This is a genomic window from Methylobacterium sp. CM6244, from assembly GCF_054817885.1.
Genome location: NZ_CM139247.1, coordinates 2490023 through 2515109 on the forward strand (window position 1 = coordinate 2490023; position 25087 = coordinate 2515109).

21 protein-coding genes and 1 pseudogene are annotated in these 25087 nt (G+C 66.8%); 10 read left to right on the forward strand and 12 right to left on the reverse strand.

All coding sequences use genetic code 11. From position 1 onward, the window contains the following. Positions 1–57: 57 nt before the first annotated feature. From ACYQML_RS11490 to ACYQML_RS11515, 6 genes and pseudogenes are all read right to left on the reverse strand, one after another. Entirely contained in the window at positions 58–588 is a 531-nt protein-coding gene (locus tag ACYQML_RS11490) for a GNAT family N-acetyltransferase (protein WP_461235575.1), read from the reverse strand. Next, positions 585–1691, reverse strand: coding sequence for a microcin C ABC transporter permease YejB (locus tag ACYQML_RS11495; protein WP_207412419.1), 1107 nt, complete (start codon positions 1689–1691; stop codon positions 585–587). The genes ACYQML_RS11490 and ACYQML_RS11495 overlap by 4 nt, the downstream gene beginning before the upstream one ends. Positions 1692–1700: 9 nt before the next feature. Further along, positions 1701–3563: an extracellular solute-binding protein gene (locus tag ACYQML_RS11500; RefSeq protein WP_461235576.1), complete on the reverse strand. Its 1863-nt coding sequence runs from the start codon at positions 3561–3563 to the stop codon at positions 1701–1703. Further along, the gene (locus ACYQML_RS11505) at positions 3560–5383 is read right to left on the reverse strand and encodes an extracellular solute-binding protein (RefSeq protein ID WP_244478098.1); all 1824 of its coding nucleotides are present in this window, start codon (positions 5381–5383) and stop codon (positions 3560–3562) included. Before ACYQML_RS11505 ends, ACYQML_RS11500 begins: the two co-directional genes overlap by 4 nt. Positions 5384–5912: 529 nt before the next feature. Continuing rightward, a complete protein-coding gene (locus ACYQML_RS11510) occupies positions 5913–7178 on the reverse strand; it encodes an alpha-hydroxy acid oxidase (protein ID WP_461235577.1) in 1266 nt (421 codons plus the stop codon). Between the two features lie 430 nt (positions 7179–7608). Then, positions 7609–8220, reverse strand: a pseudogene (locus ACYQML_RS11515) (c-type cytochrome); the annotation flags it as partial. A 240-nt stretch (positions 8221–8460) separates the two neighbouring features. Here ACYQML_RS11515 and ACYQML_RS11520 point away from each other — a divergent pair. Together ACYQML_RS11520 and ACYQML_RS11525 are read left to right on the forward strand one after the other, a co-directional pair. Beyond that, complete coding sequence (locus ACYQML_RS11520; protein WP_056429770.1) at positions 8461–9204, forward strand: 3-deoxy-manno-octulosonate cytidylyltransferase; 744 nt, start codon at positions 8461–8463, stop codon at positions 9202–9204. 20 nt (positions 9205–9224) lie between these two features. Next, the gene (locus tag ACYQML_RS11525) at positions 9225–10127 is read left to right on the forward strand and encodes a prephenate dehydratase (RefSeq protein ID WP_461235578.1); all 903 of its coding nucleotides are present in this window, start codon (positions 9225–9227) and stop codon (positions 10125–10127) included. Between the two features lie 15 nt (positions 10128–10142). On the opposite strand, the gene ACYQML_RS11530 is transcribed toward ACYQML_RS11525, so the two are convergent. Then, positions 10143–10868, reverse strand: a complete 726-nt coding sequence (locus tag ACYQML_RS11530; RefSeq protein ID WP_461235579.1) for a fused DSP-PTPase phosphatase/NAD kinase-like protein — start codon at positions 10866–10868, stop codon at positions 10143–10145. A gap of 205 nt (positions 10869–11073) precedes the next feature. Here ACYQML_RS11530 and ACYQML_RS11535 point away from each other — a divergent pair, with 205 nt between their 5' ends. The 3 genes from ACYQML_RS11535 to ppa all read left to right on the forward strand — a co-directional run bounded on the left by ACYQML_RS11535 (position 11074) and on the right by ppa (position 12801). Next, positions 11074–11580, forward strand: coding sequence for a GNAT family N-acetyltransferase (locus tag ACYQML_RS11535; RefSeq protein WP_056429776.1), 507 nt, complete (start codon positions 11074–11076; stop codon positions 11578–11580). Positions 11581–11720: 140 nt separating this feature from the next. Beyond that, the gene (locus ACYQML_RS11540) at positions 11721–12062 is read left to right on the forward strand and encodes a hypothetical protein (protein WP_461235580.1); all 342 of its coding nucleotides are present in this window, start codon (positions 11721–11723) and stop codon (positions 12060–12062) included. Positions 12063–12264: 202 nt separating this feature from the next. Then, positions 12265–12801: an inorganic diphosphatase gene (gene ppa / locus ACYQML_RS11545; RefSeq protein ID WP_018044679.1), complete on the forward strand. Its 537-nt coding sequence runs from the start codon at positions 12265–12267 to the stop codon at positions 12799–12801. 218 nt (positions 12802–13019) lie between these two features. On the opposite strand, the gene ACYQML_RS11550 is transcribed toward ppa, so the two are convergent. After that, positions 13020–14291, reverse strand: coding sequence for an FAD-dependent monooxygenase (locus ACYQML_RS11550; protein ID WP_461235708.1), 1272 nt, complete (start codon positions 14289–14291; stop codon positions 13020–13022). Between the two features lie 283 nt (positions 14292–14574). Here ACYQML_RS11550 and tesB point away from each other — a divergent pair, with 283 nt between their 5' ends. The 5 genes from tesB to ACYQML_RS11575 all read left to right on the forward strand — a co-directional run bounded on the left by tesB (position 14575) and on the right by ACYQML_RS11575 (position 21850). Further along, positions 14575–15444, forward strand: coding sequence for an acyl-CoA thioesterase II (gene tesB / locus ACYQML_RS11555; protein WP_461235581.1), 870 nt, complete (start codon positions 14575–14577; stop codon positions 15442–15444). Between the two features lie 283 nt (positions 15445–15727). Continuing rightward, positions 15728–16066 carry a P-II family nitrogen regulator gene (locus ACYQML_RS11560; protein WP_018044676.1) on the forward strand — a complete coding sequence of 113 codons (339 nt, stop codon included), beginning with the start codon at positions 15728–15730 and terminating at the stop codon, positions 16064–16066. A gap of 88 nt (positions 16067–16154) precedes the next feature. Further along, positions 16155–17660 carry an ammonium transporter gene (locus ACYQML_RS11565; RefSeq protein WP_056429781.1) on the forward strand — a complete coding sequence of 502 codons (1506 nt, stop codon included), beginning with the start codon at positions 16155–16157 and terminating at the stop codon, positions 17658–17660. A 296-nt stretch (positions 17661–17956) separates the two neighbouring features. Continuing rightward, entirely contained in the window at positions 17957–18913 is a 957-nt protein-coding gene (locus tag ACYQML_RS11570) for a TorF family putative porin (RefSeq protein ID WP_244478085.1), read from the forward strand. A 213-nt stretch (positions 18914–19126) separates the two neighbouring features. Next, positions 19127–21850, forward strand: a complete 2724-nt coding sequence (locus ACYQML_RS11575; protein WP_461235582.1) for a DNA translocase FtsK — start codon at positions 19127–19129, stop codon at positions 21848–21850. Positions 21851–21859: 9 nt separating this feature from the next. Here the strand turns inward: ACYQML_RS11575 and ACYQML_RS11580 are convergent, their stop codons facing one another. From ACYQML_RS11580 to ACYQML_RS11595, 4 genes are read right to left on the reverse strand one after another with little or no spacing between them, the layout of a single operon-like run. Continuing rightward, entirely contained in the window at positions 21860–22183 is a 324-nt protein-coding gene (locus tag ACYQML_RS11580) for a YnfA family protein (RefSeq protein WP_461235709.1), read from the reverse strand. 49 nt (positions 22184–22232) lie between these two features. Then, positions 22233–23735 carry a TIGR01777 family oxidoreductase gene (locus ACYQML_RS11585; RefSeq protein WP_461235583.1) on the reverse strand — a complete coding sequence of 501 codons (1503 nt, stop codon included), beginning with the start codon at positions 23733–23735 and terminating at the stop codon, positions 22233–22235. A gap of 25 nt (positions 23736–23760) precedes the next feature. Beyond that, the gene (locus ACYQML_RS11590; protein ID WP_461235710.1) at positions 23761–24435 is read right to left on the reverse strand and encodes a DUF4166 domain-containing protein; all 675 of its coding nucleotides are present in this window, start codon (positions 24433–24435) and stop codon (positions 23761–23763) included. A 46-nt stretch (positions 24436–24481) separates the two neighbouring features. Further along, a complete protein-coding gene (locus tag ACYQML_RS11595) occupies positions 24482–25042 on the reverse strand; it encodes a GbsR/MarR family transcriptional regulator (protein WP_461235584.1) in 561 nt (186 codons plus the stop codon). Positions 25043–25087: the final 45 nt, after the last annotated feature.

Sequence of the window (25087 nt, forward strand, 5' to 3'; positions counted from 1 at the left end):
GGCCACCTTCTCCCGCAGAGGGGAGAAGGAGTGGCGTGCGTCTCACCCTCTGGGGGGTCAGCCTCGCGTCTCGCCGCCCAAGATTGCGAGCGGACGAACGGGCCTGACGATCCCAGATACCGTCTCCAAGGCGCCGGGACGGAGTTCGAGCCAGAGGAAGCGCGCGGGGTCGACCGGTCCCGGCGGCAGCAGGCGGCCCGGCGGCACGGGCGCGAAGCCGAAGCGACGGTAATAGGGCGCGTCTCCCACCAGAATGACGAGCCCGTGGCCGCCGGCCCGCGCGGCGTCGAGGCTCGCCTGCATCAACGATCCGCCGATGCCACGCTTACCGAAGCTCGGATCCACCGTGAGCGGCCCCAGCACCAAAAGCGGCCCTCCCGCCTCCGCCGGAGCGACACGAACCGAGCCGACCAGATACGTGCCGACCAGCGCGGTGAAGCAGAGATCCGCCATGGGCCGGGCGCCTTCGCGCAGGCGATTGGCGGTGCGGGCGAAACGTCCCGGCCCGAAGGCGCGAGCGTGGAGGCGTTCGATGGAATCGGCATCGCCCGGCCGCTCGGGCCGAATGACGAGAGGCAGGCTGGTCATGTGGCGCGAGCGGAGAAATCGATGCGCGGATCGATCCAGGTGTAGATCAGGTCGGAGAGCAGGTTCACCGCCAGACCCATCAGCGAGAAAATGTAGAGCGTGGCGAAGACGATCGGGTAATCGCGCCCGACGATGGCGGTGAAGGACAGGAGGCCGAGCCCGTCGAGGGAGAAGATCGTCTCGATGAGCAGGGAGCCGGCGAAGAAGGCCGAGATGAACGCGCCGGGAAAGCCCGCGACCACGATCAGCATGGCGTTGCGGAACACGTGGCCATAGAGCACCCGCCGCTCGGTGAGCCCCTTCATCCTGGCCGTCATCACGTATTGCTTACGGATCTCGTCGAGGAACGAGTTCTTGGTGAGCAGGGTCGAGGTGGCGAAGGCGCCGAGAACCAGCGCGGTGAGCGGCAGCGTCATGTGCCAGGCGTAATCGACGATCTTGCCCCAGAGGGTAAAGTTCTCCCAGCCCTCGCTGGTGAGGCCGCGGATCGGGAAGACCTGCAGGAACGAGCCGCCGGCGAACAGGATGATGAGGGCGATGCCGAACAGGAAGCTCGGGATGGCGTAGCCGACGATGACGATACTGGAGGTCCACAGGTCGAAGCGCGAGCCGTCCTTCACCGCCTTGCGGATGCCCAGCGGAATCGAGATCGCGTAGGACAGGAGCGTCATCCACAGGCCGAGGGAGATCGAGACCGGCAGGCGCTCGCGGATCAGCTGCAGCACCGAGACATCGCGAAAATAGCTCTTGCCGAAATCGAAGGTGGCGTAGTCCCACAGCATCTTGGCGAAGCGCTCGGGTGCCGGCTTGTCGAAGCCGAATTGCTGTTCGAGCTTCTTGATGAAGGCCGGGTCGAGCCCCTGCGCGCCGCGATAACGCGAACTCGCCTCCGAGCCGCCGCCGGCCGAGCGCCCGCCGCCGCCGAGATCGCCGGCCCCGCCGGTGACGCGGGACAGGCTGCCCTCGCTCTGGCCCTGCAGCTGCGCCAGCACGCGCTCCACCGGCCCGCCGGGGGCGAATTGCACGATGACGAAGGTGATGAGCATGATCCCGAAGATCGTCGGGACCATGAGGGCGATGCGGCGCAGGATGTAGGCGAGCACGTCTGGTCCTCAATTCCTGCCGATTCGCCGGGCCTTGTCGGCATCGTGCCACCAGATCGCCGGCGCGCCGAGATCGTAGGCCGGGCCGGGGGAGGGGTGGCCGTAGACGTCCCAGAGGGCAAGGCGGTGATCGGCCTTGTACCACATCGGAATCCAGTAGCGGCCCGAGCGCAGCACACGGTCGAGGGCGCGGGCGGCAACGGTGAGATCGGCGCGGGTGGACGCATCGAGCACCCGGCCGATCAGGGCGTCCACCGTGGCGTTGGAGATCCCGGCGAGGTTGTCGGAGCCCGGCGTCGCGGCGCTGGCCGAGCCGTAGACCTGCCTCAGTTCCGGCCCCGGCGTTGGGCCGTTGCTATAGCGGCGCGAGGTGATGTCGAAGTCGAAATCCTTCAGGCGGGACTGATACTGGGACGTGTCCACCCGCCGGATGGTGGCCTTGAGCCCGAGCAGGCCGAGATTGCGGATGAAGGATTGGGTGTGCGGCTCGAGGGCCGGATCGGCGTCGAGGAACTCGATCTCCAGGGGCTTGCCCCCCGGCAGCGCGATGGTGCCGCCTTCCCGTGTGCAGCCCGCCTCACGCAGGAGCGCTACGGCACGGCTGAGGAGCGCCCGGTCCTGGCCGGAGCCGTCCGACTGGGCCGGCTGCCAGGCCTCGCCGAAGACCTCGTCGGGCAGGCCGGCACGCATGGGGTCGAGCAGCGCGAGCTCCTCGGCCGAGGGTTTCCCGGTGGCCTTGAGGTCTGAATTCTCGAAGAACGAGGCCGTGCGGATATAGGCGCCGAACATCAGGTTCTTGTTCGCCCAGGGGAAGTCGAAACACAGGCCGATCGCCTCGCGGACCCGGCGATCCTTGAAGGCTTCGCGACGGGTGTTGATCCACCAGCCCTGCGTGCCGGAGGGTCGCGCATCGGGCACGACCTCTTTGCGGACACGACCCTCGCGGAAGGCGGGGAACTCGTAGCCCGTCGCCCAGACGCGGGCGGTGAACTCCTCGCGGAAGGTGAAGATGCCGCTCTTGAAGGCCTCGAACGCCACCTGGCGATCACGGAAATACTCGTAGCGGATCTGCTCGAAATTGTTCTGGCCGATCATCACCGGCAGGTCGGCGGCCCAGTAATCGGCCACTCGCTCCAACTCGATGAAGCGACCGGCTTCCAGGCGCCCGACCTTGTAGGGGCCGGACCCCATCGGCGGCTCCAGGGTCGAGGCCTCGAAATCGCGGCCGGTGTAATAGGCCTTCGAGAAGATCGGCAGCGTCGCGACGAAGAGCGGCAGATCGCGGCTGCGGCCCTTCTCGAATCGCACGATCAGCGTCTCGTCGCTCTCGGCCACGGCATCCGCCATGTCGCGGATCACCTGCGAAATCTCGGGGTGGCCCTTCTCCTTCAGTAGATTCAGGGAGAAGGCGACATCGGCGGCGGTGAGGCGCGTGCCGTCGTGGAACCGTGCCTGGGGACGCAGGGCGAAACGGTAGGTGAGGCCGTCCTCGCTCGCCTCCACGCTGCGGGCGACGAGGCCATAGAGCGAATCGGGCTCGTCCAGCGCCCGCACCATCAGCGAATCGAAGGTGAGGTTCATGCCCGCGGCGCCGTCGCCGCGCAGGACGTAGATGTTGAGGGTGTTGAACGTGTCGCCGGCCTGGTTGCCGAGGGTGGAGGAGAGCTGCGCCGAGAACCGGCCGCCGCGCGGGGCCCCCGGGTTCACATAGGCGAAATGCGTGAAGTCGGCCGGGTATTTCAGTTCCCCGAAACTCGACATGCCGTGGCTCGCCCCGGTGGGGGCGGCCGACGCCCGCTTCGTCAGGGCGGTGGCGATGCCGAGGGCGCCGGCCCCGGCGACGAAGTCCCGGCGGGTCGGCGCGAACTTCACCGCGGCGCCCCGGTCTTGGCGGCGAGCGCCTCGTCGTACCACCATGTGGTCGGGAAGCCGGAGGAGCCGTAGAGCGGCAGGGTCGCCGGATGCGCGAACCGGTTCCAGCGCAGGGTCCGCGACACGTTCGAGGCCCATTGCGGCACGACGAAGTTGTGGGCGAGGAGCACCCGGTCGAGGGCGTGGGTGGCGGCAAGCACGCCCGGGCGGTCCTTGGCGAAGATCACACGCTCGATCAGCGTATCGATGGCCGGGTCCTTGATGCCGATCAGGTTGCGCGATCCCTGCTTGTCGGCCGCGGCCGAGCCCCAATATTCGCGCTGCTCGTTACCGGGCGAAAGCGACTGGCCCCAGGAACTCGTGGTCACGTCGAAGTCGAAGCCGCGCAGCCGGTTCTGGTACTGCGCCTGGTCGATGACGCGGAGCGAGGTCTGGATGCCGATGAGCTTCAACTGAGCCGAGAAGGGCAGGATCACCCGCTCGAACACGCTCTGGAATTCAAGGAACTCGACCGTGAGCGGTTCACCGGTCTTCACGTTGGTCATGCGCCCATCACGAAGCTCGTAGCCGGCCTCCTTGAGGAGGCGTACGGCCTCGCGGAGGTTGGCGCGCACGGCATCGGGCGTGCCGTTGACCGGGTTCGCGTAAGGGGTCGTGAAGACGGAGGCCGGGACTTTGTCCTTCACCGCCTCGAGGATCGCCAGTTCCTCACCCTGGGGGAGCCCCGACGAGGCGAGTTCCGAGCCGAAGTAGTAGGAGTCGATCCGCTTGTAGAGGCCGTAGAACAGCGAGCGGTTCATCTCCTCGAAATTCATGGCGAGGTTGAAGGCGCGCCTCACCCGCTCGTCGGCGAATTTCGCCTTGCGGGTGTTGAAGACGAAGGCCTGCATGGTGCCGTTCCCGCGATCGGGGAACTCCTCCTTGATCAGGCGCCCCTCCTTCACGGCGGGGAAATCGTCATAGGCCGTGGCCCAGTTGCGGGCGACGTTCTCGGCCCGGAAATCGAACAGGTCGCCCTTCAGCGCCTCGATCAGCACGGTGGAATCGCGAAAATACTCGTTGCGCATCGTGCCGAAATTGTTGCGTCCGGCATTCACCGGCAGGTCGGCGCCCCAGTAATCGGCCACGCGCTCATAGGTGGCGCTGCGGCCCGGCTCGAACTTGGCGAGGCGGTAGGGGCCGGAGCCCAGCGGCATCTCGAGAGTGGTCTGGGTGACGTCGCGCTGGCGCCCTTCCGCGTCCTTGCCCGTCCACCAGTGCTTGGGCAGCACGCGGAGCTGGCCGAGCACCTGCGGTAATTCGCGGTTGCCCTTCTCGGCGAAGGTGAAGGTGACCTCGCGCGGGCCGGTGACTTCGCCCTTCGCCACCGTCTGGTAATAGGCGGCGTAGAACGGGCTGTTGGCCTTCAGGGTCTCGTAGGACCAGACCACATCCTCCGGCGTGATCGGCTTGCCGTCGTGCCAGCGGGCGTTCTCGCGCAGGCGGTAGGTCACGGAGGAGAGGTCGTCGGCGAGTTTCGCCCCCTCGGCCAGCAGGCCGTAGGAGGTGAAGGGCTCGTCGAGCGATTCCGTCATGAGGGTATCGTAGATCTGGCCGATCCCGCTCTCGAGATCGCCCTTCAGCCCGGAGACGACGAGGTTGAAATTGTCGAACCCGCCCTGGGCCCCGAGGCGGACGAGGCCGCCCTTGGGGGCCTTCGGGTCCGCGTAATCGAAATGCTTGAAATCGGCCGGATATTTCGGCTCGCCCATCAGCGTGAGGGCATGGGCCCACCCGCTTTCCTGCGTGGCGGCGCGCGCACTCTCCGCGAAGCTCGCCACGGCGAGGGAGACTGCCAAGGTAGCGGCGAGTAGGCGTCCGATCAGGGCTGTTCGCTTCACGAGGCGGCTGTCTCCCGAATTCCATGGCCGAAGCCGTAGAGGGCTCAGGCGGCATGTCCTTCTAGGACGCCGGGGCGGGGCACGCCAAGCGGGCAAGTCCCAGGCGCGTCGGTTGAACGCGTGGGAGGACCGTCCTCCGAAGGACGTCCGAGTGCTTGACGGAACTCTAGATCAGGGTCGATTTTCCCGCGACGTACCACACCGTAGCGGGAGCGGGAGCGGGAGTTTCGTGAGAGAGGGGAAGAACCTGTTTAGGCTGTTCTCCCAAGGGCTTACCTCATCCTGAGGTGCCGCGCAGCGGCCTCGAAGGAGGCCTCCAGAACCCATATAGCAGACTGGAGGGCTCCTTCGAGGCCCTTTGCTCAGGCAAAGGGCACCTCAGGATGAGGTGGTCTGATTGGATAATCGACTGCTACGGATGATCCGCTCACGCCTGATCATCCGTAGGACAAATCCGATCGACCGGACGTCAGACGATCTGAACGCTCTTGGGCGTGATCTCGGCGATCTTGGTGGCGCCGACCTGGCGCATGATCGTCTCGAACTCGCGCTGCATCAGGGTGAGCACCATCTCGACGCCCGGCTGGCCGAAGGCGGCGAGGCCCCAGATGTAGGGACGACCGACGCAGACGGCGGTGGCGCCGAGCGCCAGGGCCTTGAGCACGTCGGTGCCGCGGCGGAACCCGCCATCGATGAGGACCGGCACCTTGCCGTTCACGGCAGCGACCACCTCGGGCAGCGCGCCGATGGTCGATTGCAGGCTCTCCTCGGCGCGGCCGCCGTGGTTGGAGACGATGATCGCGTCGACGCCGTGGGTAAGGGCGATCTTGGCATCTTCCTGGGTCATGATGCCCTTGAGGACGAGCTTGCCCTTCACGATGCCGCGCAGGCGCTTCACGTAATCCCAGGTCATGCCGGTGCCGTAGAGGTTGGTGACCTTCGACACGTCGATCTCGTCGAACATCGGCTTGCGGCTGACTTCGTTCTTGAAGCCGGGCGTGTGGCAATCGGTACAGGTGCGGGTGTCGGCGCGGCGCTCGCGGAACAGCGTCTCGGTGTTGCGGCCGCCCTGGCGGTCAACGGTGAGCACGATGGCCGGGGCGCCGGCCGCCTCGGCCCGCTTCACCAGCTTCTCGGTCACGGCCCAATCGTCGGTCGGGTAGAGCATGTACCAGACGGGCGCGCCGCGCTCCTTGATGACATCCTCGATCGAGGTGCTGCCCACCGTGGACAGGATCATCTGGTGACCCTTGACCTTGCAGGCGCGGGCGGCGGCGGACTCCGCCTCGGGGTGGAACGCGCCCACGCTGCTGACGGGGGCGAGCGCGATCGGGCTGGCCCAGGTTTCACCGAAGATCTTCACGGTCGTGTCGATCTTGCGAACGTCGATCAGGCGACGGGCACGGACGTGGATCTTGTCGAAATCGTCGCGGTTGGCCTTCAGCGTCTTGTCGGCGTCGACGCCGCTGGCGAGGTAGCCGTAATGCGCCGGCGGCAATTCCTTCTTCGCCACGGGCTCGAAATCGAACACGTTGAGGGCCTGCGCCGGGGAGGCGATGAGGTCGCCGTTCATCACGGGAGCGGCGCGGAGCACGTCGTAGCTCTGGGCCACGGCGTCGGTGGTTCCGAAAGCGGCGATGCCGGCCAGGGCGCGGGCAGCGCTCGGTGCGAAAAGCGGGCTGGTCGAGAAATACGTCAGCAGCTTGCGACGGTGGATCGATGCATGCTCGCTCATAACACTCTGCCCTTCAAATCCGTTCGACCTATGCGCCGTTTCCACGGCCCAGATTACGGGGCTTTCCTGCATCATTTGTATTGTGCAATGCAATAACTGATATAATTCTAACTCAATATGGTGGTGTCCCGTGCCCCGTCCGACTGGGAAATCCTTACACAAAGTCGAAAGTGAGGCTGTTTTTCGACTCAAAGCGCAGGATTATCGTGCTTAATTTGGTGTCATCACGATCATGCGATCCGCACCGCCTCAGTCACCGGGTGAGCCGGCTTTCACATTATTTTGCTGCAGTGCGGGATGCTGTCGGCCCGGGTGATTCCCTCGTTGGAAACGCGGCGCACGTCCTGGAACGCAAAAGGCCGGGGCAAGCCCGGCCTTTCCGATCGTTCATCAATGCGGGAACTTCCCCCAGTCGCGTAGCCTACTGCGCGGGCTTCTCTTCCGGCGCTTTCTGATCGGCAGGCTTGTCGCCAGCCGGGCTGTCTGCAGCCGCGGCCTTCTCCACGGCGGGGAGCGGAGCCGGCGTATCGGCGAGCGAGCGCAGGTAAGCGATCACATCGGCGCGCTCCTGCGGAGCCTGGATCCCGGCGAAGGCCATCTTGGTGCCGGGCACGTAGGTCTTCGGATTGGCGAGGAAGTGGTCGAGCTCGTCGTAGGTCCAGGTGCCGCCCTTTTCCTTCAGGGCAGCGGAATACTCGAACCCGCCTTCATGCGCGCGCTGACGATCGACCACGCCCCAGAGATGCGGGCCGACCTTGTTGGGGCCGCCCTTCTCGAAACTGTGGCAGGCGGCGCACTTCTTGGCGGCGCCGGTGCCTTTCTCGACGCTAGCGCTGGCGAGGCGAACCGGAAGCGGCTCGACCTTGGCAGCGGCGGCCGCACCACCGCCCGCAGCCTCGGGCTGAGGCTCGGGGAGGGCGTAGCCCGCGCTACCGGCGGGCTTCGGAGAATAGATCAACTCGGCGACAAACCCGGAGCCCATGGCGAGAAGAAGAGTGCCGAGAACGGCGCCCGCGACCTTGTTCAGCTCGAAAGAGTCCATTCTCGACAACTCCGGGGGCGTCCGCCGGTTGCGGCGGCATGCGAGGCCCGGTGAGCGGATGCCCCGGACTCTGGAAATGTTCGAGGGTGAATAGCGGTACTCGACCGATCTTGACAATGCCGGAGTCACGGGCCGCGTAGTCGCAGAGGCGAAGCTGTCACCCGTGCGCCGCCCCGGCGACGATGACAACCCGCATCGCCCCTGCTAATCCGCCCCCTCACTGGAGAGATCCGCCGGTCGATGTCAGATCCCCTCGTCTTGATCCCCGCCCGCATGGCGGCCACGCGGCTGCCCGACAAGCCCATGGCCGACATCGCCGGCGAGCCGATGATCGTGCATGTCTGGCGCCGGGCCGTGGAGGCCGGCATCGGCCCCGTGGTGGTGGCGACTGATGCCGTCGAGATCGTCGATGCCATCGAGCGGGTCGGAGGCCTCGCGACCCTCACCCGGGCCGATCATCCCTCCGGATCGGACCGGCTGGCCGAGGCCCTCGAGATCATCGATCCGCAGGGCAACCACGACGTCATCGTCAACGTGCAGGGCGACCTGCCGACGATCGACCCGGCGGCCATCGCGGCCGCGATCCTGCCACTCGCGGATCGGGCTGTGGATATCGCCACCCTCTGCGCCCTCATCACCCGCGACGAGGAGCGGCACGATCCCAACGTGGTGAAACTCGTGGGCCATCACGTGACGCCGAACCGCTTGCGCGCCCTCTATTTCACCAGGGCGCAGGCGCCCTGGGGGGAGGGGCCGCTGTTCCACCATATCGGCCTTTACGCCTATCGCCGCCGTGCGCTCACCCGCTTCATGGCCCTGCCGCCCGGGGAGCTCGAGACCCGCGAGAAGCTGGAACAGCTGCGGGCGCTGGAGGCGGGCATGCGCATCGACGCCACCATCGTCGACGACCTGCCGCTGGGCGTCGACACCCCCGCCGACCTCGAGCGCGCGCGGGCCGTGCTCAATGCCCGGCGCCTCAACTGACGAACCGAGTCATCACCTCAATGTCCCAGACGACCGAGCCCCGCACGTCCGAATCCCGCACGTCCGAATCCCGTAAGACGATCTCCTACCAGGGTGAGCCGGGCGCGAACTCGCACATCATCTGCGCCCAGGCCTATCCGGACTGGACCCCGCTGCCCTGCGCCTCGTTCGAAGAAGCCTTCGCGGCGGTGAATGACGGCCGCGCGGCGCTGGCGATGATCCCGATCGAGAACTCCATCGCCGGCCGTGTCGCCGACATCCATCATCTCATCCCCACATCCGGCCTGCACATCGTGGCCGAGCATTTCCTGCCGATCCATTTCCAGTTGATGGCGCTTCCCGGCACGCCGATCGAGGCGATCAAAACGGTGCACAGCCATGTCCACGCCCTCGGCCAGTGCCGCAAGATCATCCGGCGGCTGGGGCTGAAGGCCATCGTGGCCGGCGACACGGCGGGCGCGGCGCGCGAAGTCGCCGAGGCCGGGGATCCCAGCCGCGGCGCGCTGGCGCCGGCCATGGCGGCAGGCGTCTACGGGCTCGATATCCTCGCCCGTGACGTGGAGGACGAGAGCCACAACACCACGCGCTTCGTGGTGTTCTCGCCCGAGGCTGCGGAAGTGCCAGCCAATACCGGACCGACGGTGACGAGCTTCATCTTCCGCGTCCGCAACATTCCGGCGGCGCTCTACAAGGCGCTCGGGGGCTTCGCCACCAACGGCGTCAATATGTCGAAGCTCGAAAGCTACATGGTCGAGGGCCAGTTCTCGGCGACGCAGTTCTATGCTGAGGTCGACGGGCATCCGGAGGATCCGGGCCTCGCCCGCGCGCTGGACGAACTCGCCTATTTCTCGCGCGAATTGCGCATCATCGGCACCTACCCGGCCCATCCGTTCCGCGAGACGACGCGGCTGGCGGCGGAGTAGGCGCGGGAGAGGGACCTATTCGCGCTTGATCACCCGGTCGACCACGAGGTCGGACCAGAAGCCGGGGCGGAAATCGCGCTTCAAGGCCTCGGGGTCGTAGACCGCCTCGACCCAGGTCAGGAAATCCAGACCCTTCGCCTCGCCGTCGCGCAGGTAGAGGTCGAAGAAGGCGTCGAGAATCCCGGTCTTGGCGAAGCGGAAATGGCCGTACCGGGCCGAGAGCTGCTGCATCGCCTCCGAGACCGGCACGCCTTCGTGCAGGATCAGGAACAGGGCAGCGCCGAGGCCGGCCCGGTCCGCTCCCGACTTGCAATGCATCACGGCGGGATACTGGACGCCGTCGAAAAACGCCTTCGCGGCGAGGATCGTCTCCTTCGAGGGCGCTTCGCGGGAGCGCAGCACGAATTCGACGAGGTTCAGCCCCTGCTGGGCGCAGGCCTCGCGCTGGAGCGGCCAGGAGCCGTGCTCGCGGCCGCCACGCAGGGAGATCACCGTGCGCACGCCCTGCCGCCGGAACCAGGCGAGCTGGTGGGGTGTGGGCTGGGCCGAGCGCCAGATCTTGCCGGTCCCGATCTTGTGACGGTTCAGATAGGCGAGACGGAACACGCCGTGGTCGACGAGCAGCATGTTGGCCCAGGCCCGCACGCGTGCGCTCCGACCGGAGATCGGCTGCTCGAAGCGGGCGATCCGCGCCATGCGCCGGGCATAGCGGATCTCGGGCTTGATGAATCTGTTGAACACGGGTGGCTGCTGGAACCGGTCGGGAGGACAGTGCTGCGGCTCTAACAGCCGGTAGAGGATCGGGCAAACGCGTGTCGCGGAAGGGCGCCATCGGGCATCGATATTCCCGGCCACGAGAATTCGGCATCCGGCTTGCCTTCATCATGCCCGTATCGTGGATTTCGATGCGACGTCGTTCCCGTTTCCACCGAGCGTAGGGACAGTCATGAAGACGAGCACCACCAGCATCCGCCGCGCCCGTTCGGGAGACGCCGACCGGCTGAGCGACGTCTTCGACGAAACCTGGCGGGAGGCCTATCGCGGCATCATCCCCGGCATTTCCCTGGAGCGGATGATCTCCCAGCGCTCGTCGCAATGGTGGGTCGGCGCGGCCCAGCGCAACCGCCCCCTGGTCGTGGTCGAGATCGGCGACGAGATCGTCGGATACGCCATCTACGGGCAGGCAAGGGGGAGCGCGCTCAAGGCAGCGGGCGAGATCGACGAGCTCTACATCCTGCCGGCCTATCAGGGCCTGGGGCTCGGCCGCCGCCTGTTCCGCGCGATCCGCAACGACCTGATCGACCACGGCCTGACACGGATCGGGGTCTGGACGCTGACGGGCAACGAGCGCGCCTGCGCGTTCTACGCCGGTCTCGGCGGCAAGAGGGTGGCCGAGGCCGTCGACCGCATGGCGGGCGCCGTCCTCGACAAGGCGGCCTACCGCTTCGAATGACATCCGGCCGCCGGGCCGGTCAGAAGTCCCCGTCACGGAACCCTGAGCACGGCATGGATCGTTGATCCTGCGCTGAAGCCGGACCGCTCCCACATGTCGGGGGCCGGCCCGGACTTCCCTGCGCCGGAACAAGGACCACAATGACCACCAGTCAGCAGGACGTGTCGCGCCGCGATTGCACGGCGCAGGATTGGGACGACCGCGTCACCCGCCTCACCGAGAAGCTGCCGGACACTTTGCGCAAGGCCATCGAGTGGCTTCGCGAACCCCATCGCCGCTGGATCAGGATCGGCGCGGCGCTGCTGTTCATCCTCGGCGGAATCTTCTCGATCCTGCCCGTGCTCGGGCTTTGGATGCTGCCGGTGGGACTGGCTCTCCTCAGCCAGGACATCCCGGCACTCAAGGTCCCGCTCGAACGCTCGGCCCGTTGGATCGAGGGCGTCTGGCAGCGCTGGTTCGGCTCGCCGAAGAACAAGCCCTGATCGACGACGTGGACGTCGTGGCGATCAACCGGAAGCGGGCTCGATGGACGCTTCACCGGGCGGGCGTCGCTGCACCCTGAGGTAACGATTTGGGGCAAAAGCCCCGCGCAACGGGCGAAGGCCGATTTCTTTTAACCGGGAAGGGATTTAAGAGACGCGTCAAACAGCGCCCCAGGTTGCTGCAGGTTAGAGAGAGGACCCCATGATCATCGATTCCATCTCGATCGGTAAGAATCCGCCGGACGACGTCAACGTCATTATCGAGGTTCCGATCGGCGGTGATCCGATCAAGTACGAGATGGACAAGGAATCCGGTGCTCTGGTGGTCGATCGGTTTCTCTACACCGCGATGCATTACCCGGGGAATTACGGCTTCATCCCGCACACGCTCTCGGGTGACGGTGATCCGTGCGACGTTCTCGTGGCCAATACGCGCGCCATCGCTCCCGGCGCGGTCATCAGCGTTCGGCCGGTGGGCGTCCTCGTGATGGAGGACAATGCCGGCGAGGACGAGAAGATCATCGCCGTGCCGTCCCGCCACCTGACGATGCGCTACGACCGGATCGAGAACTACACCGACCTGCCGGACATCACGATCCAGCAGATCCAGCACTTCTTCGAGCATTACAAGGATCTGGAACCCGGCAAGTGGGTCAAGATCAAGCGCTGGGGCGACAAGGCCGAGGCCCAGCGCCTCATCAACGAGGGTATCGAGCGCGCCAAGGCCGAGAAGGCCTGAGAGCCTTTATGGATCGAATCTCTCAGCGGCGGCCGATGCCAAAGGCGATCATCCAAGCCGACCACCTCATCCTGAGGCGCCCTTTGCTTCGGCAAAGGGCCTCGAAGGAGCTTCCAGTGATCGCGCGATCCCTGGAGGGCTCCTTCGAGGCCGCTACGCGGCGCCTCAGGATGAGGTAAAGCCTTGGAAAGAGAACCCAAAGGGGCGGCGAAATCGCCTCACAAAGCCTCGCCCCGCAACAGCCGGGGCGAGGCAGCCCGCGAGGCAGAGGCCTCGCCGATGAACAGCGATTTCAGGCCGGGGAGCCTGTCGACGAGGCCGAGCCCGAGATCGCGCACGAGGCGAACCGGCAGGACATCGTTGGAGAACAGCCGGTTCAGCCCATCCGTGGCCGCCACCATGGCGAAAGTGTCGAAGCGCCGGCTGCGCTCGTAGCGCTGCAGCACATCCTTCGCCCCCGGGTCGAGGCCGAGACGCAGGGCCTCCGTGATTTCCTCCGCCAGCGAAGCGGCATCCGCGAGGCCGAGATTCAATCCCTGCCCGGCGATGGGGTGGATCACGTGGGCCGCGTCGCCGAGCAAGGCGAGTCGCTCGCCCCGGAAGCTCCGCGCCATGCCGAGGGACAGCGGGTGGGCGCTCGGCCCGTCTTCGAGGACGAGACGACCGAGATTGAGCCCGAAGCGCCGTTCGATTTCCGCAAGCGTTTCTTCCCGGCTGCCGCCGATCAGCGCCTCCACATCCGAGGTCCGCTCGGTCCAGACGATGGAGGAGCGATGACCCAGCGCGCCGCCATCCACCAGCGGCAGGATGGCGAAGGGGCCGCTCGGCAGAAAATGTTCGAAGGCGCGGCCACCATGCGGATGCTCATGCCCGATTGTCGCGACGATGCCCATCTGCGGATAGGAGCGTCCGACCCAACCGATCCCCGCGGCCTCGCGCAATCTCGAACGCGATCCATCCGCGGCCACCAGCAGGGAGGCGACGGCCCCGCGCCCGTCGGACAGGGCGACGGCGATGCCGGCACCCCGCGCCTGTGCATGGCGGATGCCGACCGGTTCCAGGACAACGCCGCAGGCTCTCGATGCCGAGAGCAGGGATTCCACCAGGAACTCCGCTTCGACCATGTGCGCGAAGGGCTCGCCGGCCTCCGCTCCGTCATCGGCGCCATGTCCGCCAAAGGTGAGAAAGATGGGCCGGACCGGGTCCGTCAGCCGACTGTCGCTGATCGCCATGTCGAGGATCGGTTCGGCCGCATGAGCGATGTCGTCCCAGACCCCCAGCCTCGTCAGCATGCGCCGGCCGCCAGCCGCCACCGCGAAGGCACGCCCCCGATGGCGTAAAGCCGCACGATCCAGCCCCGGATCGAAGACGGCCACATCCAACGATTCGCCATGGGCCTGGCGCAGAGCCAGCGCCAGGCTGAGGCCGGGAATACCGCCGCCCGCGACGATCACCTTGCGAGGTGCGCGACCGTCCATCGATCCGCCCATGCTCTTCACCTCGTCCCCCTCCGCGCCGGCTGCGATCCGACGGGCCTGCACTGGCACCGCGTTTCATCCGAGGCAACGTTTCTTGCCCGAGGCCATGCGCTTTGCCGGAGCCAACGCGCGAAGGCGAGGCTTGGTGCATTGGCGAGGCTCGGCACGTGGGCGAGACGTCCGATGCGTGGCTTTCACCCGCGCGCCTTGCATTCCGTGCCCGGTGTGGCGATGCCAATGCCCAATAATACGCGTTGCACGACACCCTCGGTGTCACTGTCCTGCAAAGGCCCGCATGACCGGATCCGTCGACGAACTCCTCGCTTGCCTTGACCTTGAACCGCTCGCTGACGACCTGTTCCGTGGACAGAGCATCCAGACCGGATGGTTCCGCGTCTTCGGCGGCCAGGTGCTCGGGCAGGCCCTGGTGGCCGCGTCGCGTACCGTGGAGGCCAGCCGCCCGGCTCATTCCCTCCACGCCTATTTCATCCTCGGCGGCGATCCCGCCGCCCCGATCGATTACGCGGTGGAGCGGATCCGCGATGGGCGCAGCTTCGCCACGCGGCGGGTCGTGGCCCACCAGCATGGCCGTGCGATCTTCACCCTCTCGGCCTCGTTCCACATCGAGGAGGACGGTGCTTTCCATCAGGCCGTCATGCCGGATGTTCCGGCCCCCGAGGCGCTGCTCGACGCCCCCGCTCTCGCCGCGGCGGCGGGGCCGGCGATCCCCGCGACCATGCGTGCCTATCTCGGACGGGCCACCCCGATCGAGTTGAGGCCGGTGGAGGTCGAACGCTATCTGTCGCGCGATCCGCGCGAGCCTCGGTTCCACGTCTGGATGCGGGCGCGAGAGCGGCTACCGGACGAGCCGGCGCTACAGAGGGCCGTACTCGCCTATGCTTCCGACCTGATGCTCCTCGACGCCACCCTGATTCCGCACGGCAAGACGGTGTTCGACGCGTCGGTTCAATCCGCCAGCCTGGATCACGCGCTCTGGTTCCACCGATCGTTCCGCGCCGATGAATGGTTGCTCTATGTCCATAACAGCCCGTCCGCCTCCGGCGCGCGCGGTTTCGCCAGAGGATCGCTCTTCACTCGACGTGGCGAGCTGGTGGCCTCCGTGGCTCAGGAAGGCCTGATACGCCCGATCGGCGATGGATCCTGAACTCCTGCAACCTTTGCTTTACTGGCTGCCACTCTGCTCACGATATCGTCTGAATGAGTATTCTTTAGGCGATTGACGCAGAAATTTCGCCCGATCCCGCGTCAGTGATCGGTCACTTTGTGTGCAGATGGCAAAATCGGGAAAAGTTCCCTTTGGCATAATCCTTGAATGATGGGCGCCGATCGCTTGGCCATTCTGGCTGGTGCGAAAATGCCGGATCGCCGGGCCGCGACGTAGATCGCGCCGGTGACCGGGGGCATCCAGAACAAAGGGGGCGCCGCCCATGAAGATCGTGATGGCTATCATCAAGCCGTTCAAGCTCGAGGAGGTCAGGGATGCGCTGACCGGGATCGGCGTGCACGGCCTCACGGTGACCGAGGTCAAGGGTTACGGCCGCCAGAAGGGCCATACCGAGATTTATCGCGGCGCCGAATATGCGGTGAGCTTCCTGCCGAAGCTGAAGATCGAGGTCGCCGTCGCGTCCGACCTGACCAGCAGCGTCATCGACGCCATCGCCGCCGCCGCCCGCACCGGCCAGATCGGCGACGGTAAGATCTTCGTCGTGCCGCTCGAGAAGGCCGTCCGCATCCGCACGGGCGAGACCGACGTCGACGCGCTCTGATCCAAAGGCCCGGCTGGACGACGCTCCGGCCTGCCTTCCCCCGCTTTCCCCACATCACCATCGCACCGCGACCGGGAGTTCCGTTTCCATGAAACTTCGCAATGCCCTTGCGCTCGGGATGGGAGGCGCCGCGCTGGCCCTCCTGTTCGTCGAGCCATCCCTCGCACAGTCGCCGACGCCAGAAGTCGTCTCGGCCCCGGCTGCCGCCGCACCCGTTCCGAACAAGGGCGACACCGCCTGGGTGATGATCTCGGCGGTCCTGGTGCTGCTGATGACGGTGCCCGGCCTGGCGCTGTTCTACGGCGGCCTCGTGCGCACCAAGAACATGCTCTCGATCCTGACGCAGGTCTTCGCCATCGCGGCGGTCGTCAGCCTGCTGTGGGTCGCCTTCGGCTACAGCATGGCCTTCACCAATGGCGGCGGCCTCAACGATTTCGTCGGCGGCTTCTCCAAGGTCTTCCTGAAGGGGGTCGATCCGTCCACCACCGTGGCGACCTTCTCCAACGGCGTCGTGATCCCCGAATACGTCTACATCTGCTTCCAGATGACGTTCGCGATGATCACGCCCGGCCTCATTGTCGGCGCCTTCGCCGAGCGGATGAAGTTCTCCGCCCTGCTCGTGTTCTCCATCCTGTGGGTCACGCTGATCTACTTCCCGATGGCTCACATGGTCTGGTACTGGGGTGGTCCGGACGTCGTCGGCGATGCAGCCAAGGCTCTTGCGGCCGCGACGGACGACGCCTCGAAGGCAACCGCTCAGGCTGCCCTGGACGCCGTCAACGCCGATGCCGGAATGCTCTTCAAGTGGGGCGCCCTCGACTTCGCCGGCGGCACCGTCGTGCACATCAATGCGGGCATCGCCGGCTTCGTCGGCTGCCTGATGCTCGGCAAGCGTATCGGCTACGGCCGTGACCTGCTCGCCCCGCATTCGCTGACCATGACCACGATCGGCGCTTCGCTGCTCTGGGTCGGCTGGTTCGGCTTCAACGTCGGTTCCAACCTCGAAGCCAACGGCTCGGCCGGTCTGGCCATGATCAACACCTTCGTCGCCACCGCCGCCGCCGCCGTCTCCTGGCTGTTCGTCGAGTGGATGCTGAAGGGCAAGCCCTCTCTCCTGGGCATGCTCTCGGGCGCCATTGCCGGCCTCGTCGCCGTCACGCCCGCTGCCGGCTTCGCCGGCCCGATGGGATCGATCGTCCTCGGCTTCGTCGCCGGCGGCGCCTGCTTCATCATGTGCTCCACCGTCAAGAACGCCCTCGGCTACGACGATTCGCTCGACGTCTTCGGCGTCCACTGCATCGGCGGCATCCTCGGCGCCCTGGCCACCGGTATCCTTGTGAGCCCGGACCTCGGCGGCGTCGGCATCCCCGACTACACCAGCAAGCCCGGCGAACTGGTTGTGGGCGCCTACGATATGGCGGCCCAGCTCCTCGCCCAAGGTAAGGCCGTCGGCTTTACCATCCTGTGGTCCGCCATCGGCTCCGCCATCCTGTACAAGCTCGTCGACCTGACCATCGGTCTGCGCGTGACCCAGGACGAAGAGCGCGAAGGCCTCGACATCGCCGATCACGGCGAGCGCGCCTACAACTACTGATCCTGCTCTAGCGCGATCTCACCGCACCGAGAGGCCCCGGTCGCCATGCGACCGGGGCCTTTTTCATGGCCGTGAAGGCCCGCGAAGAGGCATCGACCGCCCCTCGGTATACGGGCAGGGCCGGCTCACCCCGCCGGACTGGGGCGAGAATGTGATGCAAATGCAACATCCCGATGGCAAGTCCCGCCAGAAGCCGTATTTGCCTATTTGCTGGGCAATTGCATCAAAGTTAGTTTTGCGAAGATCGGCGGGATTGGGCAACTTGGCTCTCACAGAATAACTGGGGCTGAACTCTAATGACACTGAAGCTGACTTCACTGGGGACTGCCGCTTCCCTCGCCGCGTTCCTGAGCGTTGGCAGCGTCAACGCCGCCGACCTTGCCGCTCCGAAGGTCATGCCGGTCGAGGCGAAGGTCGCCGACCCGCTGATCGGCTTCTCGTTCGGCTCGCGCTACCAGACGGACTACAACTTCCGCGGTGTGTCGCAGTCGAACCGCCAGGGCAGCTACCAGTCCTTCTTCGAGGCCCAGTATTTCGGCGGCTTCGCCTATACCGGCCTCGCCACCTACCAGACCCGCCTGCCCACGCAGCCGGACATGGAGTTCGATCTCGCCGCCGGTATCCGTCCGACCTTCGACAAGTTCACCCTCGATCTCGGCGTGCTCTACTACTTCTACCCGAACGAGAAGCGCCTGCTCGGTCCCGGCGGCGCGTTCCTGACCACCGCCAACACCGACTTCATGGAATATGCCGCCAAGGGCACCTGGGCAGCGTCGGATGCGCTGACCCTCGGCCTCAACGTGTTCTTCTCGCCGAACTTCCTCGGCCAGCACGCCAACGGCACCTACACCTCGGGTACCGCCGCCTACACCCTGCCGGCGAACTGGTTCTCGTTCCTTCCCGAGGCCTATTCGGGCGGCTTCTCGCTCTCGTCCGAGCTCGGCTACTACTTCCTGACCGCCGCCAAGACCTCGGCCACCGGCCAGACCGCGTTCAACCTGCCGAGCTACCTCTACGGCAACGTCGGCCTGTCCTACACCTACAAGAACATCGTCCTCGACGTTCGCTACCACAACACCAACCTGAGCAAGACCGACTGCTTCAACTTCACCGGCGACTACCGCGGCTTCAACAACGGCGGAACCTCCAAGTGGTGTGGCGATGCCGTCATCGGCTCGATCACCTTCCAGACGTCGACTGCAGCTCCTGGCATCTATGCCGAGCCGGGCGGCCTCCTGAACCTCTTCCGCTAAGCCCCAAGCTCAGCAACTGACAAAGAAGGCCCCGGAGCGATCCGGGGCCTTTCTTCGTTGGCGGCGCGGATGAATTCCGGCAAGGCGCGTGGTGACAGCGCATGAAAGCACGGACATCTGTACGCACCGCGCTAACGATCTCTAAGCCTTAAACAGCCGTTAACTCGGTCGCCATAGCGTTACCGGATCGTTTCTCCCTGCGTCTGGTCCCGTATGCGCTCGCTCCGCCGTTCCGCATCGCCTTACGACACCTTCGTCGACAGCTTTCGGCCATTTTTGGCCAAGCGGATGACGGAGATGGGCGGTCTCATCCTCTTTGCCGGCGCGACCGCGCTCACGGTCGCTCTGGCGACCTGGTCCATCGACGATCCGAGCATCAACCACGCCACCGATCATGCCGCGCACAACGTGCTCGGCACCGGCGGTGCGGTGGTGTCGGACCTCGCGATGCAGCTCCTCGGGCTGGGCTCTCTCGCTTTCGCCCTGCCGCCCGCCTTCTGGGGCGTGCAGCTGATGCGATCGCGCGAATTGCCCCGAGGCGGGCTGCGGCTCACCCTCTGGATCATCGGATTCTTTGCCGCGAGCGCGGTGGCGAGCGCTCTACCGCCCACCGCCCGCTGGCCTCTTCCCACCGGTCTCGGCGGGGTGGCGGGCGATGCCCTGATCCATACCGCGCGGCTCATCGTCGGCGCGATCGCGTCGCCGGCGGCTGCCCTCGTGGGCTTCGCCTTCGCGGCGGTGGCGATCCTCTGCCTCACGGGTGCCTGCCGCGCCGGAGCGGAGCCGGAGGAGGAGCCCTACGATCAGCCCCTTCCGTCCGCGTCCAACCAGCGTCCGCCATCATCGGCACGGCATGACGGCCGCTATGAAGAGGACGAGCCGAGCCTCGGCATCGTCTCCCTCGGCACCCTGGCGCATCTCCTCATGGGCGGCCGGACCGCCCTCGCCAGGCGCATCGCCGAATGGCGTGCCGAAAGGGCGGCGGCGGCCACGGACCTCGCCTATGCGGGCGCCTCGCCGGCTCTGGCCGCGCGCCGCGCGTTCTCGGATGGAGACGACGCGCCCTGGTCGACCCACGCACCGCAGGAGATGGGAAACCCGGCGAGAGGCGATGCCGCCTCGGCGCGTCGCGAGCCGGTCTTCGAGCCGCAGCCCGTGGCGGAGCCCCGGCCGGTGACACGCCGGCCCCTCCCGGAGCCGATCCTGCACGACGACGAGCCGGATGATGGCGGCGAGGAGTTCTATGCGTCCGAGGAACCGGCCGCATCAGTGCCGGCCCCGCGCTCCCGCGTCGCCCCGGTGGCACCGTCTCCCGCTCCGGCGCCGATCCGGCGCGCGCCCGTCGCCCAGAACTATGGTGCGGAGAGCTACGCTCATCCGGCTCTCGAATTGCTCGCCGAAGCACCGAGCCTGTCCCTGGCGAGCCAGGTCTCGACGGAAGCCCTGGAGCAGAACGCGACCCTGCTCGAGGCGACGCTCAGCGATTTCGGCGTGCGCGGCGACATCCTCGCCGTCCGCCCCGGCCCGGTGGTCACGCTCTACGAACTAGAGCCGGCCCCCGGCACCAAGTCGAGCCGCGTGATCTCGCTCTCAGACGACATCGCCCGCTCCATGTCGGCGGTCTCGGCCCGCGTGGCGGTGGTGCCCGGCCGCAACGCCATCGGCATCGAACTGCCCAATGCCAGGCGCGAGACCGTGTATCTGCGCGAGCTTCTCGCTTCGGCGGATTTCGTCGAGACGAAGCAGAGCCTCGCTTTGTGCCTCGGCAAGAATATCGGCGGTGAGCCGATCATCGCCGATCTCGCCAAGATGCCCCACCTGCTCGTCGCCGGCACCACCGGCTCCGGCAAGTCGGTGGCCATCAACACGATGATCCTGTCGCTCCTCTACCGGATGAAGCCGGAAGAATGCCGCCTGATCATGGTCGACCCGAAGATGCTGGAACTCTCCGTCTATGACGGCATCCCGCACCTGCTCTCCCCCGTCGTCACCGACCCGAAGAAGGCGGTCATCGCCCTCAAATGGGCCGTGCGCGAGATGGAAGAGCGCTACAAAAAGATGTCGAAGGTCGGTGTGCGCAACATCGACGGGTTCAACGCGCGCCTCGCCGAGGCCCGTGGGCGTGGCGAGGTCCTGACCCGTACGGTCCAGACCGGGTTCGATCGCGAGACGGGTGAGGCGGTCTACGAGACCGAGGAGATGGACCTCAATCCGCTCCCCTACATCGTCATCGTGGTCGACGAGATGGCCGACCTGATGATGGTGGCGGGCAAGGACATCGAAGGCGCGATCCAGCGCCTGGCTCAGATGGCGCGCGCAGCCGGCATCCACCTCATCATGGCGACGCAGCGCCCGTCGGTGGACGTCATCACCGGCACGATCAAGGCGAACTTCCCGACCCGGATCTCCTTCCAGGTCACGTCCAAGATCGACAGCCGCACGATCCTCGGCGAGATGGGCGCCGAGCAGCTGCTGGGCCAGGGTGACATGCTGTTCATGGCCGGTGGTGGCCGCACCACCCGTGTCCACGGCCCGTTCTGCTCGGATTCGGAAGTCGAGAGCGTCGTTGCCCACCTAAAGCGCCAGGGACGGCCGTCCTATCTCGAAGCTGTCACCGCCGACGATGGCGAGGACGACGACAAGGGGACCAAAGGCGGAAAATCGGCCAAGGGCTCGATCGACGAGATCGAGGTCGACGGCGCGGTCTTCGACCAGGGCAGCTTCGGCGAGAGCGGCGGCGATCTCTACGCCCAAGCCGTGCAGGTGGTCATGCGGGACAAGAAGGCCTCCACCAGCTACATCCAGCGCCGCCTACAGATCGGCTACAACCGCGCCGCCTCGCTCATGGAGCGGATGGAGGTGGATGGGATCGTCGGCTCGGCCAACCATGCGGGCAAACGCGAGATCCTGGTCGAGCCCGATCCGCACGAGATGTGATGCGCGCCGTCAGGCGCGCGGCGCGAACAGGATGATCCCGGTGCCGACGAGGCAGATCGCGGCACCGGTCATATCCCACCGGTCCGGCCTCTGGCTCTCGGCGAGCCAGAGCCACAGGATCGAGGCGGCGATGTATACGCCGCCATAGGCGGCATAGGCCCGGCCCGCCGCGTCGCTCTCCACCCTGGTGAGCAGCACGGCGAAGAGGACGAGGGATACCACGCCCGGCAGCGCCCACCAGGCCGACCGGCCGAGCCGCAGCCAGGCCCAGAAGGCGAAGCACCCGGCGATCTCGGCCAAAGCGGCGCCTGTATAGACGAGGGCGGTGATCAGGGGTTCGCTCCATCACGAAGGGGGTCCGCGCACCGCGTTCCCAGGCCGGTCATTCTCTCACCGGGACGACGGCCCGCGAGGACCGGGCTTCCGCCTCCCGCCCGACATTCCGGCCCAGAATGGATCCAAGTGCCGAATGCAGCCGGGCATGCCGGAAGGCGAACCCGCTGGCGAGTGCTTTTTCGGGCAGCACCCTCTGCCCGCCCAGGAGCATCTCCTCGGCGAAGTCGCCGCCCAGCCAGCGCAGGAGCCGCGCCGGAAGCGGGAAGATTGCCGGGCGGTGGAGCTGCCGCGCCAGGGATGCGGTGAAATCGGCATTGCGGACGGGCTCCGGCGCGGTGGCGTTCACCGGTCCCGCCAGGGTCGGCGTCGCGATGGCATGGCAGATCAGGCGGACGAGGTCGTCGCGGGAAATCCACGACATCCATTGCCGCCCGGAGCCGATCCGTCCCCCGAGGCCGAACTCGAACGGCATGAGAAGTCGCGCGAGGAGGCCGCCCTCGATTCCGAGCACCAGCCCGGTGCGCAGGAGGACGACCCGTGGGCCGAGGGCCGCGATTGCCATCGCCTCCCGCTCCCAGGCCGCGCACACCCTTTGGGTGAAGGCTGGAGCCGCCGGGCTCGATTCGGTGAGGCTGTCATCGCCGCGCAGGCCGTACCATCCGACGGCCGAGCCGCTGACGACGACGGAAGGTGCCCTGTCGAGGCGGGCCACCAGTTTGGCGAGCCTCCGAGTCATCCTCAGGCGCGACGCGAGGATCGCGCGGCGCTTGGAGGGCGTCCACAGCCCGTCGGCGATCGGTTCGCCCGCGAGATTCACGATGGCATCGAGCCGCGCGCCGTCCGGCAGTTGGTCGAGGGAGGTGACGATCCGCAACGGCGCGGGCAGTGCCGCGGCTTTCGCCCCGTCACGGGTCAGGACCGTCACCTCGTGGCCGGCCGCCACGAGGCTCGCCACGAGGCGCTGGCCGACGAAGCCGGTAGCGCCTGTCACCAGGATCGCCCGCGCCGGAGCGAGCACGTCCGCGAGCCCGGCCGGCGCGGGCAGGCCCAGGCGCTCGGACCGCCCGGCGGCGAACCAGTCGCGCAGGCCGAAGATCGCGACGGAGAGCGAGGCGGCGAGGGCGAGGGCGCTCCAGGCTCCGTGGCTCACCCAGGCGATGCCCGTGGCCTCCCTGGCCCAGCCGAGCAGCACCGGTAGAATGAGGACGAGGATCGCACCGTAATTCAGCGCCAGGAGGGTGTGGTTGACCCGGTCGGTGGCCGGCAGGCGCCGACTCAGATCCTCCTCGACGAAGTCCATCAGCGTGATCACGACCTCGACGATGAGCACGCCCATGATGGCCCAGGCGAGCAGCCCCTTGGGTTCGGCGAAACCGAGGGTGAGGAAGAGCAGGGCATAGAGCCAGTTGCGCACGGCATGGAGACGCAACTCGCCGCGCTGGGACGGGCGCCAGGCGAGGCGCTCGGTCAGTTCGTGGTGGTAGAGGGTGTCGAAGGCCCCCATGGCGATCTGCACGGCGATCAGCGACCACAGCAAGGTCGAGGTCATGATGTCGGGTCTCCCCCGTGATGGATCAGGCGTCGACGACGTCGCGGAACTCCGCCTCCTGGCGGATCAGCGTGCCGAACCAGGGATGACGAACGGTGAGGATGAAGGCGAAGCGGTTCGTCCCGGTCTCGCCGTGGGTCACCGTGAGGGTGCCCGGCGTCAGGAAACCGGGAAGCGGCAGACGCCATCTACCCAGCCGGAGGAAGTAGCGGCGGCTCGAAAAGACCAGCCCGCCGTCGACGACGGCGACATCGAGGCTCATGCCGAGACCGCCGCCCACATGCTCTTCGAGGCCGGTGGGCCCGGCGAAGCGCTTGGCCGAATTGACGGTCTGGGGAAATCCGTCCGGCCGCGCATAGAGCCGCGTCCAGACCTGCCCGCCGCGCGACCGGTCCTCCGTCACGGAGACGACGCTGGCGAGGCCCGTGGCCCGGGAGGTGGGGAGCGGGCCGCCGATGAGGCGGGCGGCTTGTGCCAGAACCCAGCCGAGGCGGCTCATCCGCGTCTCGATCACGGTTCCCACATAGACGGCGCTGGTGCCGGGGCGGAGACGCTTGGTGAAGCGCCGGCGGATCGCGGGCGACAGAGTGGTCCAGTCCTCGTCCGCGATCAGGCTGCGAAAGCGCAGGTCGCGGAGGTCGGCCTCGTGCGCACGGGCCATCACCGGACTATCGCCGAGGGGAGGCGCCGTCCGGCCCATGGAAGGCCCTCGCATTGCCGTCAGGGTCATGATCGCGGTCCCCGGTTCAGCCTTCGGGCTTGGAGGGCAGGAAGCGCACGATCCGGCTGCCGAGGCGGATCAGCTTGGCGAGGGTCGCGTGCGGAACGCCGAGCATCTGGCTGTGCCAGCGATCCATGGTCTCGGTGAATTCGAGCATCGCCTTGAGGCGGCGAGAGGCGACGGCGCCGATGGTCGGATCGCCCTCGGCCTGCGCCACGCAGGTACGCAGGGCTGCGATCGCCGGATCGATCTCGCGCTCCTTGCGGCCGGCGGCGATGCGCGTGACCATCTCCCACAGGTCGGTCTCGGCGACGAAGTGATCGCGGCGCTCGCCCAGCATGGGGACGCGCCGGATCAGGCTCCAGCCGGACAGCTCCTTGAGCGAGGTCGAGACGTTGGAGCGCGCGATGCCCAGCGTCGCCGCGATCTCCTCCGCCGCCAGGGGCCTGTCCGACAGGTAGAGCAGGGCGTGAATCTGGGCGACGGAACGGTTGACGCCCCATTGCCCGCCGAGATCGCCCCAGTGGAGGATGAAGCGCTCTACCGCCACGGGGAGCTTTTCGGGGATGTCTGTAATTTCTGTCATGAAAGAAATTACAGACATAAAAGAACACAAGTCAAGCGATCACCG

Coding starts and splice junctions, on each gene's coding strand:
- ACYQML_RS11490 (WP_461235575.1), bottom strand. CDS start 588: ATGACCAGCCTGCCTCTCGTCATTCGGCCCGAGCGGCCGGGCGATGCC.
- ACYQML_RS11510 (WP_461235577.1), bottom strand. CDS start 7,178: ATGAGCGAGCATGCATCGATCCACCGTCGCAAGCTGCTGACGTATTTC.
- ACYQML_RS11520 (WP_056429770.1), top strand. CDS start 8,461: ATGTCAGATCCCCTCGTCTTGATCCCCGCCCGCATGGCGGCCACGCGG.
- ACYQML_RS11525 (WP_461235578.1), top strand. CDS start 9,225: ATGTCCCAGACGACCGAGCCCCGCACGTCCGAATCCCGCACGTCCGAA.
- ACYQML_RS11535 (WP_056429776.1), top strand. CDS start 11,074: ATGAAGACGAGCACCACCAGCATCCGCCGCGCCCGTTCGGGAGACGCC.
- ACYQML_RS11540 (WP_461235580.1), top strand. CDS start 11,721: ATGACCACCAGTCAGCAGGACGTGTCGCGCCGCGATTGCACGGCGCAG.
- ppa (WP_018044679.1), top strand. CDS start 12,265: ATGATCATCGATTCCATCTCGATCGGTAAGAATCCGCCGGACGACGTC.
- ACYQML_RS11550 (WP_461235708.1), bottom strand. CDS start 14,291: ATGGGCGGATCGATGGACGGTCGCGCACCTCGCAAGGTGATCGTCGCG.
- tesB (WP_461235581.1), top strand. CDS start 14,575: ATGACCGGATCCGTCGACGAACTCCTCGCTTGCCTTGACCTTGAACCG.
- ACYQML_RS11560 (WP_018044676.1), top strand. CDS start 15,728: ATGAAGATCGTGATGGCTATCATCAAGCCGTTCAAGCTCGAGGAGGTC.
- ACYQML_RS11565 (WP_056429781.1), top strand. CDS start 16,155: ATGAAACTTCGCAATGCCCTTGCGCTCGGGATGGGAGGCGCCGCGCTG.
- ACYQML_RS11570 (WP_244478085.1), top strand. CDS start 17,957: ATGACACTGAAGCTGACTTCACTGGGGACTGCCGCTTCCCTCGCCGCG.
- ACYQML_RS11575 (WP_461235582.1), top strand. CDS start 19,127: ATGCGCTCGCTCCGCCGTTCCGCATCGCCTTACGACACCTTCGTCGAC.
- ACYQML_RS11585 (WP_461235583.1), bottom strand. CDS start 23,735: ATGACCTCGACCTTGCTGTGGTCGCTGATCGCCGTGCAGATCGCCATG.
- ACYQML_RS11590 (WP_461235710.1), bottom strand. CDS start 24,435: ATGGGCCGGACGGCGCCTCCCCTCGGCGATAGTCCGGTGATGGCCCGT.
- ACYQML_RS11595 (WP_461235584.1), bottom strand. CDS start 25,042: ATGACAGAAATTACAGACATCCCCGAAAAGCTCCCCGTGGCGGTAGAG.